Origin of the sequence: Sutcliffiella horikoshii, assembly GCF_019931755.1 — a bacterium.
In the GTDB taxonomy this organism is placed as follows: Bacteria; Bacillota; Bacilli; order Bacillales; family Bacillaceae_I; genus Sutcliffiella_A; species Sutcliffiella_A horikoshii_E.
In genome coordinates this window covers 3,647,305-3,664,190 of sequence record NZ_CP082918.1, presented here as the reverse complement: position 1 = coordinate 3,664,190, position 16,886 = coordinate 3,647,305, and the positions used below count along the sequence as shown (strand labels likewise).

The following is a 16,886-nucleotide window of genomic DNA, read 5'->3' as shown; positions in this document are numbered from 1 at the left end:
TATCATGGCAAGCGAATCGCTGACTAACCGCAAACCAAAAGGGACAGGCATCGTGACCAGGTTGAAAAAGCTCGCTTTCGGAATGAAAGGGAACGACGGCCTTCTATATAAGCTATTCATTTACGGCTTGTTGATCGGAATTGGCTTTGTATACTTATTCCCGCTGCTTTATATGATATCTTATAGTTTGAAAAGTTTAGATGACATTTTAAATCCGCTAGTAAACTGGATCCCGACGCAACTTTATCTGGATAACTATCAATCTGCTTATGCGGTATTGAAGTTCCTGCCTACTTTATTGGAATCGCTATATGTGACAGCCATTCCTGCCATCGTTCAAACGGCAGTATGTGCGGTGGTTGGTTATGGGTTTGCACGCTTTGCCTTTCCATTCAAACGAACCATGTTTGTGCTGGTATTGGCGACGTTCATCATTCCTCCTCAAGTGACGGTCATCCCTCGTTATGTATTTTTTAACGAGATTGGTATTCTGGGAAGCATTCAGGCTTTCTTGTTCCCAGCCTTACTTGGACAAGGAATCAATAGTGCAATCTTTATCTTGATTTTCTATCAATTCTTTAAAATGATGCCAAAAGCGCTTGAAGAAGCAGCTCAGTTAGATGGAGCGGGATATTTACGTATTTTCTTGACGCTGGCGCTTCCGATGGCTGCACCTGCAATCATCATTTCGTTCTTGTTCTCCTTCGTTTGGTACTGGAATGAAACATATTTGGCAGCGATCTATTTTGGTAACTCATTAACAACCTTACCGCTCGAGCTCCAAAAGTTCGTAGCAACCTATCAACAGATGTACCCGCAAAGTGGCGGGGAGGCATCTGAAATAAATGAAGGTATCAATATGGCAGGTACGGTTATGACGATTCTGCCGATGCTTGTTGTCTATGCAATCACGCAACGCTGGTTTGTCGAAGGTGTTGACCGCTCTGGTATAGCAGGGGAATAAAGGGATAAAGAGTGCCAATATGGCCTCTTTATCGAAATAAATAGAAACGTTTCGACAAACGCAATAGATTTTATTACAGAAAAGCTTATATTTATGCATTTTTTAAGTGAAAACGTTTCGTATTAGTGCAATGCGATTGAGGAGGTAATTAGGGATGGCTAAAAACATGGAAAGTCTACTAGAACAAATGACGTTAGAGGAAAAAATAGCCCAGCTCATGCAATTGGCAACATTCTTCTATAAAGGGGCAGCAGGGGATGGAGAAATTACCGGTCCTCTTGAAGATATGGGAATCTCAAATGACGTGGTGCAAAACAGCGGCTCCGTTCTTGGTGCATCAGGAGCATGGGAAGTTGCCAATATTCAACGAGAGCATCTTGCAGAAAACCGGTTAGGAATTCCTCTACTGATGATGGCAGATATTGTCCACGGATTTAAAACCATCTTTCCTGTACCTCTTGCAATTGGTTGTTCATGGGATACAGAACTTGCCGAAAAGAGTGCAGAAATTGCCGCAAAAGAAGCATCTGTCTCTGGTGTTCATGTCACGTTTGCACCGATGGTCGATTTAGTAAGAGATCCAAGGTGGGGGCGAGTGATGGAATCAACCGGGGAAGATCCTTATCTGAACAGTGTCTTTGCCAAGGCCTTTGTTCGAGGCTTCCAAGGAGAGGACTTGACCAATGACACTTACCGTGTTGCAGCGTGCGTCAAACACTTTGCAGCATACGGCGCACCAGAAGGAGGCCGTGATTATAATACCGTCAACATGTCAGAAAGACAGCTTCGCGAGTCCTATTTGCCAGCTTACAAAGCTGCACTTGATGAAGGCTGTGAGATGGTCATGACTGCTTTTAACACGGTCGACGGCATTCCTGCATCGGGAAACAAAAAGCTGATGAGAGATTTGCTGCGCGAGGAATGGGGCTTTGACGGTGTCATGATCTCCGACTGGGGCGCAGTAAAAGAATTGATTCCACATGGTGTTGCAGAAGACGAAAGAGAAGCGGCCCTAAAAGGTCTTGAGGCAGGGGTGGACATCGAAATGATGACAGCCTGTTATGCAAAAAATCTTGGAGACCTTGTAGAGAGCGGCGAACTTTCGGAAACGCTGATCGATGAATCGGTCTTACGTATTCTCAACCTGAAAAACAAACTTGGACTTTTTGAAAATCCATACCGCGGTACGAGCGAAGAACTAGAAAAAGAAGTCATCATGTCAGAGGAACACCGCCAAGTGGCAAAAGAACTTGCCATCAAATCTAGTGTTCTTTTAAAAAATGACCAGGTTCTACCGTTGAATAAAGAACAAAGAATCGCATTAATCGGACCCTTTGCGAAAAATGGGGACGTGCTTGGTCCTTGGTCCTGGCAAGGTTCAAAGGAAGCCGCAGTACAGGTATATGACGGACTGCTTGCAAAAACATCTGAAACGAACCTTTTGGTTGCACAGGGATCTGACATCGAAACGATTACAGAAGAGCAGCTCACAAAAGCTGTGGAAACAGCAAAAGAAGCAGATGTCATCGTCCTTGCACTTGGGGAAGCATCTGAAATGAGCGGAGAAGGTGGTTGCCGAGCAGACATCCGCCTGCCGGAAGCACAATTAAAGCTTGTAGCGAAAATAAGGGAGCTCGGAAAACCTGTCGTGACGGTTCTTTTCAATGGTCGTCCGTTAGATTTACATGGAGTGATTGCTGAATCCGATGTATTGCTTGAAGCATGGTATCCGGGAACCGAAGCCGGTTCAGCCGTTGCAGACCTGTTGTTCGGAGAGGCGAACCCTTCTGGAAGACTTACGATGAGTTTCCCTTATTCTGTCGGACAGGTGCCGGTCTACTACAACTGTTTCAACACGGGACGCCCCCAAGGCGAAAACAAGCAGGAACGCTATGTCACGCATTATCTTGATATCCCAAATGAGCCTTTATTGCCATTTGGATATGGATTAAGCTATACCACCTTTGCTTACAGCGATGTGAGCCTATCAGCAGAGAGTTTAACAGAAGACTCCAGCATCGATGTGACAGTCAACATAACGAACACAGGTGAGCGTGCCGGTGAAGAAACGGTTCAGTTCTATATCCGTGACCTCTCAGGCGAAATCGTCCGCCCGCTTAAAGAACTAAAAGGCTATGAAAAAGTATGGCTAGAGCCTAGTGAAACAAAACAAATTACCTTCACCATCACAGAAGATCAGCTCCGTTACTACCATTCGGACCTGACCTTCCAAAGCGACAAAGGCAAATTCCACGCCATGATCGGCCCGAACAGCAACGAATTGACGATAAAAGAGTTCGTTTTGAATAAGTAGTTTGTAAAGAAAGTGCAGTATTAGCAGGTGATTGGAGAAAAAGGCGAAGACTCCTGCAGGGGAGAAGTGGCAATGTTGAGACCCCGCAGGCAAAGCCGAGGAGGCTCAAGGCCACCCCGCGGAAAGCGAAGCCTTTTTCGGAAATCACCTGCGTCGTATAAGCAGCCCAACCATTAAAGGAGGACTTTAATCATGCAAACAACAACAGCCAATCAAAAGATCAATATAGAAGCCGGAAATGTTCGCTTTACTTTCCTAAACAGCGGAGACCTCTTCGAAGCAACACACAAAGAAATCATGATCAACCAATGGATGTCCAACCCAATCGACGGTGCACTGAACAACCTATACCTTCGCGTTCACGGTGAAAACGGCATCCAAGCTTACCCGCTTCTAGGCGTAAAATCAACCAGCAACACGAGCAATTCCCAAAACGAAATCAAATGGGCAGGAACAGTTGCAGAGATCGCCTATTCCGTAAACTTCCGTCTATCAGAAAAAGGTATCTGGTTCTGGGATGTAAACGTAAATGGCACCGGTCAAACAATCGATATCGTTTACGGCCAAGACGTTGGAATCGGAAGCAAAGGACTTGTACGCACAAACGAATCCTACCTGTCTCAATACATCGACCACACCGTATTTGAAGACAAGCAAAATGGCTATGTTGTCTGCTCCCGTCAAAACCAGCCACAACCTGGAGGTTTTCCATACCTGCAGCAAGGTTCCCTGACAAAAGCAGTAGGTTACTCAACAGACGGTTTCCAATTCTTTGGTCTTTCCTACAAAGAAACAAACGAGCCGGAAGTGTTGACAAAAGAAACGCTTGCCAATGAAATCTATCAATATGAATTTGCTTATACAGGATTGCAATCGGAAAAGGTTGTGCTTGATGGACAAAAAAGCTTCGTATTTTATGGCCTTTTCAAAGAAAACCACCAGGAAGCTGTAACAGAGCTTGAGTTTACAGAGGAGGTAGCGCAGGCTTGGGAGGAAGTGAAGGGGCTGTCTTCTGACACTTCTGAAGAGCTGGAGAAAGTTAGTGCTAACGCCAACCTATCCGGAGTGCTTTCCGGAACTTCTTTTACAAAAGAAGAACTGGATAAATACTTCCCGGTTCGCCAGCAAGAAGAATGGGAAGGGGACACATTGCTATCTTTCTTCACCGATACGTATGAGCATATCGTGTTAAAAGAAAAAGAGCTTATCGTCGAGCGTCCGCACGGCCATATCATCATGTCAGGCAATAATGACAAAATGACGGAAAACATCATCACCTCCACTTCTTATATGTACGGAATCTTCAACTCGCAGCTTGTGGTGGGCAACACTTCTTTCCATAAGATGATGACAAATGCCCGTAATGCATTAAATGTCATGAAAACTTCCGGACAGCGTATCTATGTGGAAGTGGAAGGACAGTACAACCTATTAACGATGCCTACTTTGTTTGAAATCGGCTTTAACTATGCTCGCTGGTACTACAAAACGGCAGATGATGTGATTGTGGTAACAAACTATACGGTAGTAGATTCTCCTGACATTCAATTAGAGGTAACGTCTGAAAACGGCAAAAACTATCGCTACCTTGTTACAAATCAAATCTCCATGAACAACAATGAGCTGGTTGTTTCTTATGATATGAAACAGGACGGCAAAGTGCTGACGTTCACAGCGGTGGAAGGGTCTGACAGCAAACTTGTTTACCCTGACCTGGCTTATAAACTGACTGTGGAAGGCGCGGACTTTACTGTTAGCGACGAAACAAAGCTTGCAGAAGGAACGACTCCTGGATCTGCTTCCCTTGTCGTATTGGAAACAGAAGCAACAGTGAGCTGGACGATGACGGTTCAAGGCTTGTTACACGGGGAAGAGAGGGAATTTGCGACTCCGGACTTTGCTACAGAGGTAGAGCGTTACCGTGCATTTTTTGAAAAAGTGATGAACGGATTCAAGTTGTCATTGGGCAGCGAAAGCAAGGAAGAGCTAGAAAAAATGAATGCCACTGCATGGTGGTACACACACAACATGCTTGTTCACTACTCTGTGCCACATGGCCTTGAGCAGTACGGTGGAGCGGCATGGGGAACGCGTGATGTATGCCAGGGGCCGACGGAATACTTCATGGCAACGCAAAACTACGAAAGCGTGAAGGAAATCATCAAAAAAGTGTACACTCACCAATATGAGGATACAGGGAACTGGCCGCAATGGTTCATGTTCGATCAATACAATCGTATCCAAAGTGAAGAAAGCCATGGAGATATCATCGTTTGGCCATTAAAAGTGTTAAGTGATTATCTGACCATTACAAAGGACTACTCTATTTTAGAAGAAAAGGTTCCTTACACTGTTCGTGGTGCTTTCCATTTCACAGAAGAAAAAGCTACTGTGTTGGAACATGCGAAAAAAGAAATTCAATACATTAAGGATCACTTCTTACATGATACATTCCTATCCTCCTATGGGGATGGAGACTGGGATGACACGCTTCAGCCGGCAAATGCACAGTTAAAGCAATACATGGTATCGAGCTGGACCGTTTCCTTAACCTATCAAGTATTGAACACACTTTCCAAAGCACTTGAGGAAGTATTGACAGATGAAGCAGCAGACCTGAAGGCATTAGCAAAAGGCATTGAAATTGATTTTAACAAATACATGCTTGCATCTGAAGTGATTCCTGGTTTCGTCTACATGGAAGATCAGGACAAACCGGAATTGATGGTACACCCTGAAGATACGAAAACAGGCATTCATTATCGTTTGCTGCCGATGACTCGTAGCATGATCAGTGAACTATTGACACCAGAACAAGCGAAAGCACATTTTGAGCTGATTAAGAAAGAGTTGTACTGCCCTGACGGCGTACGCCTTATGAACCGTCCGGCAAACTATGCAGGTGGTGTCAGCACTCACTTTAAGCGTGCAGAACAAGCCGCAAACTTCGGCCGCGAAATCGGACTTCAATATGTGCATGCACATATCCGCTATGTGGAAGCAATGGCCAAGCTTGGGAAGACGGATGAAGTATGGAGAGGTTTGAATACCATCAATCCAATCAATATTCAAAAGGCGGTGCCAAACGCGGAACGCCGTCAAAGCAACGCCTACTTCAGTTCTTCTGACGGACAGTTCAACGACCGTTACGAAGCACAAGAACAATTCGGCAAGCTGCGCGATGGCACTGTAAAAGTAAAAGGCGGCTGGAGAATTTACTCTAGCGGACCGGGAATCTACATGAACCAATTGATTTCCAACTGCCTGGGTATCCGTTTCCAAGCTGGAGACCTTGTAGTGGATCCTGTACTACCAGCAGATCTTGACGGGCTGCATTTTACCTATAAAGTAAATGGACATGATGTTCAGTTTGTTTACCAGTTAGGTCAAGAACAGAAGGAAGTCCGTGTAAATGGCACAGTAGTTGTTGGAGCTAAAGTTTCCAACCGCTATCGTGATGGAGGATTTGTCATCAGCAAGGAAGAGTTAAACCAGCTTCTGCTTGCAGGTGAAAATAAGATCGAGGTATTTATCTAAGCTTTTTTCCCACTAAAAGGGTAAAATAGGAAGATACCAATTTAAATATGGAATACGGCGTAGATTTATGTGCGCCGTATTTCTTTGTGAGGAGAGAAAATCTTGAAAAAAGTGAAAGTTGGAGTCATCGGTACAGGTACGATCAGCGGTATTTATTTAGAAGCGCCAACCAAATTTTCCATCTTGGATATTGTCGCAGTAGCGGACTTGAACCTGGAACGTGCGAAAGAGAAGGCAGCAGAGTATAAAGTGGAGAAAGTTTACACGGTCGAAGAAATGCTAGCAGATCCGGAAATTGAAATGGTCATCAATCTGACCATTCCTAAAGCACATTATGAAGTGACACTTGTTGCACTTGAAGCGGGCAAGCACGTATTTGTTGAAAAACCACTGACGATAGAAGTAGAAGAAGGGAAAAGACTTTTAGAACTCGCTGAGAAAAAAGGGCTCCGTGTTGGTTGTGCCCCGGATACCTTCCTTGGCGGTGCGCTGCAAACCTGCCGCAAACTAATCGATGAAGGCGTTATTGGCAAGCCTGTTGCAGCTACAGGTTTCATGCTTGGGGCCGGTCCTGAAGGCTGGCATCCTGCACCTGACTTCTACTACCAGAAGGGCGGCGGGCCGATGTTTGATATGGGCCCTTATTATTTAACGGCTTTCATCCACCTTTTGGGACCAATTAAACGAGTGACAGGCTCGACCCAATCTGCTTTTGAAAAGCGGACCGTAACAAGAGAAGAAGATTACGGACGCCAAATCCAAGTGGAAACACCAACACATGTCACAGGCTTGCTTGATTTTGAAAATGGAGAGGTAGGAACATTAATTACAAGTTTTGATGTGATGGGCGGTACACAGCTTCCTTGCATGGAAATCTACGGCACAAAAGGAACATTAAGTGTTCCTGATCCGAATAATTTTGGCGGTGCAATTCGGGTCCGAGAACTTGGGGAGCACGATTTTAAGGAAGTTCCACTGGAGTACGGTTACTCTGATAACAGCAGAGGGATTGGTGCGGCTGATATGGCACATGCAATCAGAGCCGGCAGACCTCACAGAGCAAATGGACAGATGGCCTTGCAGGTTCTAGAGGTAATGCATGCCATCCACGAGTCTTCTGTGGAGGGAAAACATATTCACATAAAAAATGATTGTTCGCGCCCGGAAATCCTGCCTTTTGGATTGAGTCAGGAAAATCAGGATTTGTTTAAAAATTAAGCAGCATATTCTTTTAAGAAACCCTCTATGGAAGCTATAAACTATTGAATAATAGCAACGTTTACATTATGCTAGAGATAGGTGATTGAAACGTTTCGAACAGGGGCGGATTCAGATGTCGTTTTTGGACATGTGGTTTGTCTTCATAAGGGGGTTAAACAAGGTGGCAACAATCAAAGATGTGGCAAAGCTGGCCGGAGTAGCTGTTTCAACAGCATCCTATGCATTGAATAATGTAAACAAGGTCAGTCCGGCTACGATGAAAAAGGTGCAAGAAGCGGCTAGGGAATTGAACTATTTTAAAAATGGCTTTGCTTCTGATTTAAAAAGAACAAAGACGAATACCATTGCCCTTATTTTAAGGGATCTATCTGGACCATTCTATTCCGAACTCATCAAAGGGGTACAGGAAGTTACCATGGCAAATGGTTATGACCTGATAGCATGCAGCTCTGTTGGTGGTGCACAATCAACGGCAGCCAAATTTTTAAAAGAAAAAAGGGTGGATGGTGCGATCATCCTTGCCCATAATATAACAAATGATATTGTATTTGAATCAGCCCGCGAAGGCTTCCCGATTGTGGTGCTTGACCGAAAACTTGATCATGAGTTTGTGTATCAAGTGGAAGTGGACAATATTCACGGAGGATATGCGGCAACAGAGTACCTGATTAACAAAGGGCATCGCGAAATCGGCTATGTGAGCGGACCAATGAACTCCCATGATAACGAGATGCGTTTTGACGGGTATATGTCTGCTTTAAAGGACCACGGCATCCAATACCAGAACAAATGGAAGCTGTCTGGTGATTTTACGCGTGAAGGCGGCTACCGAGCAACGAAAATGCTGATCGCGCAACGCCAGCTTCCAGAAGCCATCTTCTATGCCAATGATGAGATGGCAATCGGCGGTCTGCAAGCATTTAAAGAGAACAAAATCAGCGTGCCTGAGGATATTTCCATCATTGGTTATGATGATATCCAGCTCGCTGAATATGTGAGTCCGCCTTTGACAACGGTAAGACAGCCGAAGTATGAAGTTGGGGCATTAGCAGTACATGTTGTGTTCCAAGCGTTGGCAAAAGAGGATTCAGTCGAAAATTACTATAATCTTTCTACCGAGATTGTGGAGCGGAAGTCGGTTAAGTAAGGTACATGTTGAGCATACCATGTCTGTTATGACGGGGTATGCTCTTTTTTATGTCAGGTGTCACCGAAAGGAAGTCGGAATTTTACCATCTAGTTCGGACTTTAACATTGAAAACGCTTTATTATCCATTTATAATGTAGGAGAGTTATCATGAGACGTTACATATACAGCAATATGGAAACGTTCCCACATGCTCAACCACAATAAATTAATAGAGTTAGAGATTTTGCAAAAATATAAGTAACCTAGCTGATGATTGGAGCGAAAGGCGTAGACTCCTGCGGAAGATAGCGCTAGGTGGAGACCCCGCAGGCTTGCCGAGGAGGCTCCAGCAGGGCCCCGCGGAAAGCGAAGCCTGGCGCGGAAATCAGCAGCGGTGTAACCCAAATAGACTGGTAGCAAGGAAAGGAGCAACAAGCAATGATTAAAGTAACTGTATGGAATGAAAACCGACATGAACAAACAAACGAAAAAGTGAGAGAAGTATATCCAGAAGGTATCCACGGTGCCATCGCATCCTTCCTAAAAGAAGAAGACTACGAAGTAACAACTGCTACATTGGACGAGCCAGAGCACGGACTTACGGAAGAAGTGCTAAATAACACAGACGTTCTTTTATGGTGGGGCCATGTAGCGCATGACGATGTGAGCGATGAGATCGTCACCCGCGTAAAAAATAGAGTACTAGACGGAATGGGATTGATCGTTCTTCACTCTGGTCATTTCTCTAAAATTTTCAAAACATTGATGGGTACAACTTGTGACTTGAAATGGAGAGAAGCAGACGAAAAAGAACGCATCTGGGTAGTATCTCCAGGTCATCCAATCGCAGAAGGAATCGGGGAGCACATCGATATCGAGCGCGAGGAAATGTATGGCGAGCACTTCGATATTCCAGATCCGGACGAGCTAGTGTTTGTAAGCTGGTTTGAGGGCGGAGAGGTTTTCCGCAGCGGTTGCACATACAAGCGCGGAAGAGGGAAAGTATTCTACTTCCGTCCAGGTCATGAAACATACCCGACTTACTATCATGAAAAAGTTCAAAAAGTTATCAAGAATGCCGTTAACTGGGCAAAACCGACAACAATCGGCGATGTATATTACGGAAATGCAAAACCATTAGAAGAAATCAAAAGCAAATAAGGGGGATTACAAAATGAAGAAATTACGAGTTGGAGTAGTAGGATGCGGAAGTATCGCTAAACACCGCCATTTACCGGAGTACCATGCAAACCCAAATGTAGAGCTTGTAGCACTATGTGATGTTGTTTTAGAACGAGCAGAGCAAGCTGTTGAAACATATGGCGGGAAAGCATATGAAAGCTACCAAGAAATGATCGACCGTGAAGAATTGGATGTTGTGAGTGTGTGCACACCGAACTACCTGCATGCCCCTGTATCCATCTATGCTTCCAAAGCTGGAGCGCATGTTTTATGTGAAAAGCCGATGGCAACGTCTAAAGAAGAAGCGGATGAAATGATTGCTGCAGCGAAGGCATCTGGCAAAAAACTGATGATCGCGCACAACCAACGTTTTGTTCCATCCCACCAAAAAGCGAAGCAACTGATCGAAAGCGGCGAAGTAGGGAAAATCTATAGCTTCCGCACAGCATTCGGCCACCCTGGACCAGAAGGCTGGAGTGTAGACGGAAAAGACAGCTGGTTCTTCCGTAAAGAAGAAGCATTTATCGGTGCGATGGGAGACCTTGGTGTCCACAAGTCTGATTTGATGCGTTACCTTTTAGGGGAAGAAATCGTGGAAGTGGGAGCATTCATCGAAACTTCTTCAAAAGAAAACACAGATGTGGATGACACGGCAGTTTGCGCGTTAAGAACGGAAAGCGGAATTGTTGGAACACTTGCTGCTAGCTGGTCTTACAAGCGTGAAGATAACTCGACGATCATCTATGCGGAAAAAGCGGTTCTTCGCCTTGAAGACGATCCGACTCACTCTTTAGTTGTACAATATGCAACTGGTGAAACAGTTCGCTACGAGCTAGGCAAAATCCAAAGCAATGATGCAGGCGGACAAACTGGTTCTCATGTAATTGACCATTTTGTAACAAGCATCCTTGAAAACAAAGAAGTACTTGTAGACGGAAACGAAGGAAAGAACTCCTTGATGGTTATTTTAGGAGCGCTTGAATCCAACGAAACGAAGAAGATTGTCAACATCCAAAACGAATTGAACTAAGGAGCGTGAACACTTATGAAACTAGGCGTATTTACAGTCCTTTTTGCAAATAAATCTTTCACGGAAATGCTTGATTATGTGAAAGCGGCAGGTCTGGATGCAGTAGAAATCGGAACAGGCTGCTATCCTGGCAACAACCATTGTCCACTGGATACTCTTCTTGAGGACGAAGGGGCACGCAATACTTATATGGAAGAAATCCATTCCCGCGGCTTGCAAATCAGTGCATTCAGCTGCCACGGTAACCCAATTTCACCAGATGAGGCTTTTGCAAAAGAATCGCATGAAACGTTGTTGAAAACGATAGATCTTGCTGCTTTGACAGGGGTTGAAGTAGTGAACTGCTTCTCCGGTGTTCCTGGTGACAGCGAAAATGCAAAAGCACCAAACTGGCCTGTTGCACCTTGGCCAAATGAGTTTGGCGACGTCCTGACCTGGCAGTGGGAAACAAAGCTTGTACCTTATTGGAAAGAAGTAGGGAAGTACGCAGAAGAGCGTAACATCAAAATCGGTCTTGAACTGCACGGCGGATTCTTGGTACATACGCCACACACGATGCTCAAACTTCGTGAGTTAACATCTCCTGCAATCGGCGCAAACCTGGATCCAAGCCATCTTTGGTGGCAAGGTATTGACCCTGTTGCAGCAATCAAAATCTTAGGAAAAGCTGGAGCCATCCATCATTTCCATGCAAAAGACACTTACATCGATCAGGACAATGTGAACATGTACGGCTTAACAGACATGCAGCCATATGGCGAAGTGCAAACCCGGGCATGGAGTTTCCGTTCTGTAGGATGCGGTCATAGTGTTCAAGAGTGGTCGGACATGATGAGTGCGCTGCGCACGTACGGTTACGATTATGTAGTAAGCATCGAGCATGAAGACCCAATCATGTCGATTGAAGAGGGCTTTGCACGCGCGGTGTCGAACCTTCAATCTGTATTGATCAAAGAACAACCTGCTGATATGTGGTGGGTGTAAGGATATAACGAATATAGCAACCAAGGGGACTCTTGGTTGCTTGTTTTTATAAAATGGAAGGTGGATGAAGATGAAACATAAAATTGCAGCACAGCTTTATACTGTACGTGACCTATTGGAAAAAGATTTTATTGGAGTACTAAAAGAGCTAAAAGAAATGGGCTACGCTGGAGTAGAGATGGCGGGACTTTATGGCTATGACCCAAAAGAAATTGCCGCAGCACTGAAGGAATTAGGGTTATCCGTTGCCGGTATGCACATAGGTTTGGATCGATTACGCAACGAGCTTCCTGCCGTGTTGGATGAAGCGGAACTGTTTGGTACAAAGCACCTTATTATGCCTTATGTGGTAGAAGAGGACCGTACGGAGGAATATTATGTTTCTTTGAAGGCTGAGTTGAACGAGCTTGCTGCTGTATTGAAAAAAGACGGGTACACCATCAGCTATCATAACCATGATTTCGAGTTTCATAAGGAAATTGACGGCAAGGTAGTCTTGGAGTACATACTTGAGCCAAGTGCCGATAACTTGATCCATGCCGAACTGGATGTTTATTGGGTAACGAAAGCAGGTCATGATGTTCTGGATTTCTTGTCACCATTAGCTGGCCGTGTTCCTACATTACATATGAAAGATATGGCTGCCGGTGAGGAAGGAAGCTTTGCCGAAGTAGGTACAGGAGTCATCGACTTTGCACCGGTATTGCGTTGGGGAGAAGAGAACGGCGTGAAATGGTATATCATCGAGCAGGACGTATGTCCGGGGAATCCTTTGGACAGCTTGCGTGTGAGTATTGGGAACCTGCAAGGGATGATGGAGAAAATTTAATGTTTTTTGTAACAGGTGGCCGCCGGAGTATGGGAGGTTGCCTGTTTTTTTGATGGATTTTGGAAATCGGCATGAACTCGATGGGTTTTGGCATGAACTCGGGGGGGTTTGGCACGAACTCGCATCATTTTGGCATCAACTCACCCGGTTTCCGCACGAACTCGACTAATTCACAACAAAAATGCCCAGATACCAAACTTCAATTGAAGAAAAAAGGTACCTGGACAGCTCTTTGTAGCTTACTATTTGAAATTAACCACTAAATGATCATCTATTTTTCCATGTTTTTTAGAAGTAATCAATACTTTTGAAGAATCAACCTCTTCCACATTATAATCAGCATGCTCCACTACACCCCTGTTTATTTCCAAGAGAATGCTGTCACTGCTTTGTGTCAGTCGGAAGGCAATGGAGTCAGCGGTAACCTCCATAATTTCAGCAGTCGAATAAACTACTTTCACTCCGGGTTTCTCCAAGGATACATTCACAGGAAGCATCACGCCGTCCTTGCTTTGAAGGGTGAACGTGCGGCCTCCCAAGAGCTTTTCACCGTCTAAACGAACCTGAATTTCCTTTTCAAAACCATCCAAATTCAAAAGATGAATAAAACGCTCATCACCACTAGATACAGAAGTCGAGAATATTCCATGGTAATCGCAATCATGAGTTAGGCCTGCAACCGCACCAAGTCGCTCCAGTGCTGTTTTGAAAAGGTCGATATCGCAACGGTAAGCGGTAGAAAGCACGATGGCACGACCTTCGCCAACCTTCGCGTCAAAACCACATACATCATCCGATTCCGTTACACGCATGACGGCTTCTGCATTTGAACCAAGCTCAAATGTCTGTGCAAAATAAGTGCGAATTTCAGGTCGTTCAGCTGCCCATCCGTCTGCTGTTAATGACATAAAGCGACCATGCTCATTGAATGTTACACCTAAAGGTTTCACGCCAAGTGCATCTGCAAGTGCAGTAAAAGGTTTCCCTTCCATATCAAAAGTCGGTACCTCACCGTATAACAGAATTCCTCCACCGCGCTTTAAATACTCCACCAATTTCAGCTGAACCTCTCTGTCCATATAGCGTGCAGAAGGCAGCACAAGCGCCTTGGTTACTTGCGGGTCCAATTCTTTATTTTGCACATCCACGGAACTGAAACGGTAGCTTCCAAGCAGCATGGCACGGGCAACAATTTCCCAAGCGCCTGCTCCGCGGTGCATCGTAATATTATCAACGATATCCCGCATTTTCATGCTTTCAGGATAACGGTATTCAGTCATGTAATAGTCTGGGATGAACGCAAATGCCACCGAATCTCTGTCTTCGTCCATTGCGGCAAGTTTGTCGCCGACTGCCATCATCGTTTTGATGGAACAGGCCATGCGAGGGAATGTGTAGTTGAGCTTGCCCTCTGGATTGACCGGTGCTGCAAAACCGTGACGTTTTCCCGTAGATGCGATTCGGCCGTTCCCGTCGCCTGCTGCTTCATCCATCTTATAGTTATAGCCACCGGTAAATAGGTAATAGTTGATCAGACGATTTCCTTGTGCGATACACATTCTTGTTTTAAAATCGGCTGCGGAAACGTCATAGCGACCGCCATATGTTTCCCCAAAGTTGCCATCGCCACAGTTAAATTCGACGCTAGTCAAAGGCTGATCAGGATTGTGCACGGCGTCCATAAAACCATTAATCAAGTAAAGATCTTGGAATGACTCCATATCCAAGTCTCCAAAGTAAATATCTGAACCAGACATATACCCCTCACTTTGGGTGTAGGATTCATAAAGCTGGGAGATACCAATCGGATACGTTAATCCGCGGCCGCCGCCTGTTCCATGAATATTGACGATGAATGGAACATCCTTCACACCGAACTCTTCAGCATAATCGCGCAAAATAGCAACATAGCGTGCAAAGCGATCTCTCATGTAATGGCCAAGGTCGCGCATCAATTCGGCTGCATACTTTTCTTTTGGAGAGCGGATACCAGTGATTCTCTCGGATGCATCATGCAGATTAATTGGATACCGTTCCTTTAACTCTGTCTCTTCGTATTTCTCATTTAACCAACGAGAAAAGTCCTCCAACAACTGCTCTGTCAAATCTGGACAGTTGCTGACCCAAGATAGCATCCCGATTTCATTATCAAGCTGTACTCCAATAATATTGCCGCCGTTTGTGTGCAAGCGGGGAGCGATTACTGCCATCACTGCCTCATACCACTTTTTTGTTTCTTTTAAAAAGTTTGGAGCCAAGTAATCGAGTGTTGGTGTTGTTGCTGCATTTCCATCCCAACCGACTGGAACAACTTCCGGGTGCTTCTTAGATACCCAATGAGGTATCCCTTCATTTTTCATCTCTGCCATAATGAACGGGCCTGGTCTGGCAAAGAAATATAAATCATTTTCGGCACAAAGGTCGATAAATGCACCCAAATCCAATTCAGGTCGAGTGCGGCCATCAAGATCCAACTGTCCTTCAACTGGTTCATGGCACAACCATGGGATATATGTTGCGACCGCATTACAGCCTGCATCCTTCAGTTTGTTGATGCGATCCTGCCATTCTTTCCGTTCCAACCGATAGTAATGTATTTCTCCGCACATAATAAGTACAGGTTCTCCATCTATGAGTATCTGTTTATTTTTAATTTCAATCATGTCTTTTCATCCCCTTAATGTAAAATAAAAAGCGCTTACAAAAACATTGAATCGAAACGTTTCGCTAATTAATATACAAGAATAATCCTACCACAAATAGGTGTTTGTTGAAACGATTTTATTAAAAGGAGGTGTCATTGTATTGGTATAAATGATTCTAACTAACAGCATTTTATATAATAAGGAAGAAAAAGAATTCTTTTTAAAAGGGTTGACAATATACCCTAAGGGGTATAATATATGAGCATAGACATTGTTACTACATCATTTTCAACAGGAGGTGCATGTCTGCTATGGAATACACAAACCAAATGAAGAATCGTTTGAAACGTGCTGAAGGGCAAATCAGAGGAGTTCTTCATATGATGGAGCAAGGTGAAGATTGCCGAGATGTGGTATCGCAGTTAAATGCAGCAACTACTGCAATTGAACGTGCCATTGGCGTCATCGTTAGTACAAACTTGGAGCAATGCGTTCGAGAAAATGTACTAAAAGGTGAAGAGACTAGCGAAATGGTACAACAAGCGGTTGATCTTCTTATTAAAAGCAGGTAGTAAAAAAAGTACTTGATAATATACCCTGAGTGGTATATTATAAAGTTATAGATACCCACTAGGGTATTTGAATGGAAGGTTGCATCATATTTTTTTATATGTTATTATACCCCTAAGGGTATTTAGATCAACCCGTATTTTTTTGAAGTAAAATATACCCTACCAGGTATAAAAATATCAACTATATTTTTTTAACTTACAATATACCCCCAGGGGTAACAAAAATAGGAGGAATAAAACATGAATGTAAACAAAGTATTAGACGCAAAAGGATTAGCTTGCCCAATGCCATTGGTGAAAACGAAGAAAGCTTTAAATGAAGTGAACAGCGGTGAGATTCTAGAGGTTATCTCTACAGACAAGGGTGCGAAGACTGACCTTACTGCATGGTGCAAAGCAACTGGAAACGTGCTATTAGACATGAAAGAAGAAAACGACGTATTTACTTTCTATATTAAAAAAGCGTAACGACAAATAAA

Annotated in this window: 12 protein-coding genes; 11 read left to right on the top strand and 1 reads right to left on the bottom strand. The window is 44.3% G+C overall.

The genetic code is table 11. The features are described 5' to 3' along the window. The first annotated feature begins 4 nt into the window (after positions 1–4). From K7887_RS18895 to K7887_RS18855, 9 genes are all read left to right on the top strand, one after another. Positions 5–964: a carbohydrate ABC transporter permease gene (locus K7887_RS18895; protein WP_223491168.1), complete on the top strand. Its 960-nt coding sequence runs from the start codon at positions 5–7 to the stop codon at positions 962–964. 154 nt (positions 965–1,118) lie between these two features. After that, a complete protein-coding gene (locus tag K7887_RS18890) occupies positions 1,119–3,278 on the top strand; it encodes a glycoside hydrolase family 3 N-terminal domain-containing protein (protein ID WP_223491167.1) in 2,160 nt (719 codons plus the stop codon). A 192-nt stretch (positions 3,279–3,470) separates the two neighbouring features. Continuing rightward, positions 3,471–6,815 (top strand): GH36-type glycosyl hydrolase domain-containing protein, encoded by a 3,345-nt coding sequence (locus tag K7887_RS18885; protein ID WP_223491166.1) that lies wholly within the window; start codon positions 3,471–3,473, stop codon positions 6,813–6,815. Positions 6,816–6,917: 102 nt separating this feature from the next. Next, positions 6,918–8,033: a Gfo/Idh/MocA family protein gene (locus K7887_RS18880; protein ID WP_223491165.1), complete on the top strand. Its 1,116-nt coding sequence runs from the start codon at positions 6,918–6,920 to the stop codon at positions 8,031–8,033. A 163-nt stretch (positions 8,034–8,196) separates the two neighbouring features. Further along, positions 8,197–9,183, top strand: a complete 987-nt coding sequence (locus K7887_RS18875) for a LacI family DNA-binding transcriptional regulator (RefSeq protein WP_223491164.1) — start codon at positions 8,197–8,199, stop codon at positions 9,181–9,183. A 420-nt stretch (positions 9,184–9,603) separates the two neighbouring features. Next, positions 9,604–10,326, top strand: a complete 723-nt coding sequence (locus K7887_RS18870; protein ID WP_223491163.1) for a ThuA domain-containing protein — start codon at positions 9,604–9,606, stop codon at positions 10,324–10,326. Positions 10,327–10,339: 13 nt separating this feature from the next. Then, positions 10,340–11,377: a Gfo/Idh/MocA family protein gene (locus K7887_RS18865; protein WP_223491162.1), complete on the top strand. Its 1,038-nt coding sequence runs from the start codon at positions 10,340–10,342 to the stop codon at positions 11,375–11,377. A 15-nt stretch (positions 11,378–11,392) separates the two neighbouring features. After that, complete coding sequence (locus K7887_RS18860; protein WP_223491161.1) at positions 11,393–12,361, top strand: sugar phosphate isomerase/epimerase family protein; 969 nt, start codon at positions 11,393–11,395, stop codon at positions 12,359–12,361. Between the two features lie 70 nt (positions 12,362–12,431). Continuing rightward, positions 12,432–13,190: a sugar phosphate isomerase/epimerase family protein gene (locus K7887_RS18855; protein ID WP_223491160.1), complete on the top strand. Its 759-nt coding sequence runs from the start codon at positions 12,432–12,434 to the stop codon at positions 13,188–13,190. 242 nt (positions 13,191–13,432) lie between these two features. Here K7887_RS18855 and K7887_RS18850 read toward each other — a convergent pair whose 3' ends face one another. Then, positions 13,433–15,853, bottom strand: coding sequence for a beta-galactosidase (locus K7887_RS18850; RefSeq protein ID WP_223491159.1), 2,421 nt, complete (start codon positions 15,851–15,853; stop codon positions 13,433–13,435). Positions 15,854–16,146: 293 nt separating this feature from the next. Here K7887_RS18850 and K7887_RS18845 point away from each other — a divergent pair, with 293 nt between their 5' ends. Both K7887_RS18845 and K7887_RS18840 read left to right on the top strand, forming a co-directional pair. After that, a complete protein-coding gene (locus K7887_RS18845) occupies positions 16,147–16,407 on the top strand; it encodes a metal-sensitive transcriptional regulator (RefSeq protein ID WP_010196754.1) in 261 nt (86 codons plus the stop codon). A 240-nt stretch (positions 16,408–16,647) separates the two neighbouring features. Beyond that, complete coding sequence (locus tag K7887_RS18840) at positions 16,648–16,875, top strand: sulfurtransferase TusA family protein (protein WP_223491158.1); 228 nt, start codon at positions 16,648–16,650, stop codon at positions 16,873–16,875. Positions 16,876–16,886: the final 11 nt, after the last annotated feature.

Bases quoted from the DNA above. Each gene is read 5' to 3' on its own strand.
- K7887_RS18860 (WP_223491161.1), top strand. From the start codon at position 11,393: ATGAAACTAGGCGTATTTACAGTCCTTTTTGCAAATAAATCTTTCACG.
- K7887_RS18840 (WP_223491158.1), top strand. From the start codon at position 16,648: ATGAATGTAAACAAAGTATTAGACGCAAAAGGATTAGCTTGCCCAATG.
- K7887_RS18850 (WP_223491159.1), bottom strand. From the start codon at position 15,853: ATGATTGAAATTAAAAATAAACAGATACTCATAGATGGAGAACCTGTA.
- K7887_RS18865 (WP_223491162.1), top strand. From the start codon at position 10,340: ATGAAGAAATTACGAGTTGGAGTAGTAGGATGCGGAAGTATCGCTAAA.
- K7887_RS18855 (WP_223491160.1), top strand. From the start codon at position 12,432: ATGAAACATAAAATTGCAGCACAGCTTTATACTGTACGTGACCTATTG.
- K7887_RS18895 (WP_223491168.1), top strand. From the start codon at position 5: ATGGCAAGCGAATCGCTGACTAACCGCAAACCAAAAGGGACAGGCATC.
- K7887_RS18845 (WP_010196754.1), top strand. From the start codon at position 16,147: ATGGAATACACAAACCAAATGAAGAATCGTTTGAAACGTGCTGAAGGG.
- K7887_RS18870 (WP_223491163.1), top strand. From the start codon at position 9,604: ATGATTAAAGTAACTGTATGGAATGAAAACCGACATGAACAAACAAAC.
- K7887_RS18885 (WP_223491166.1), top strand. From the start codon at position 3,471: ATGCAAACAACAACAGCCAATCAAAAGATCAATATAGAAGCCGGAAAT.
- K7887_RS18890 (WP_223491167.1), top strand. From the start codon at position 1,119: ATGGCTAAAAACATGGAAAGTCTACTAGAACAAATGACGTTAGAGGAA.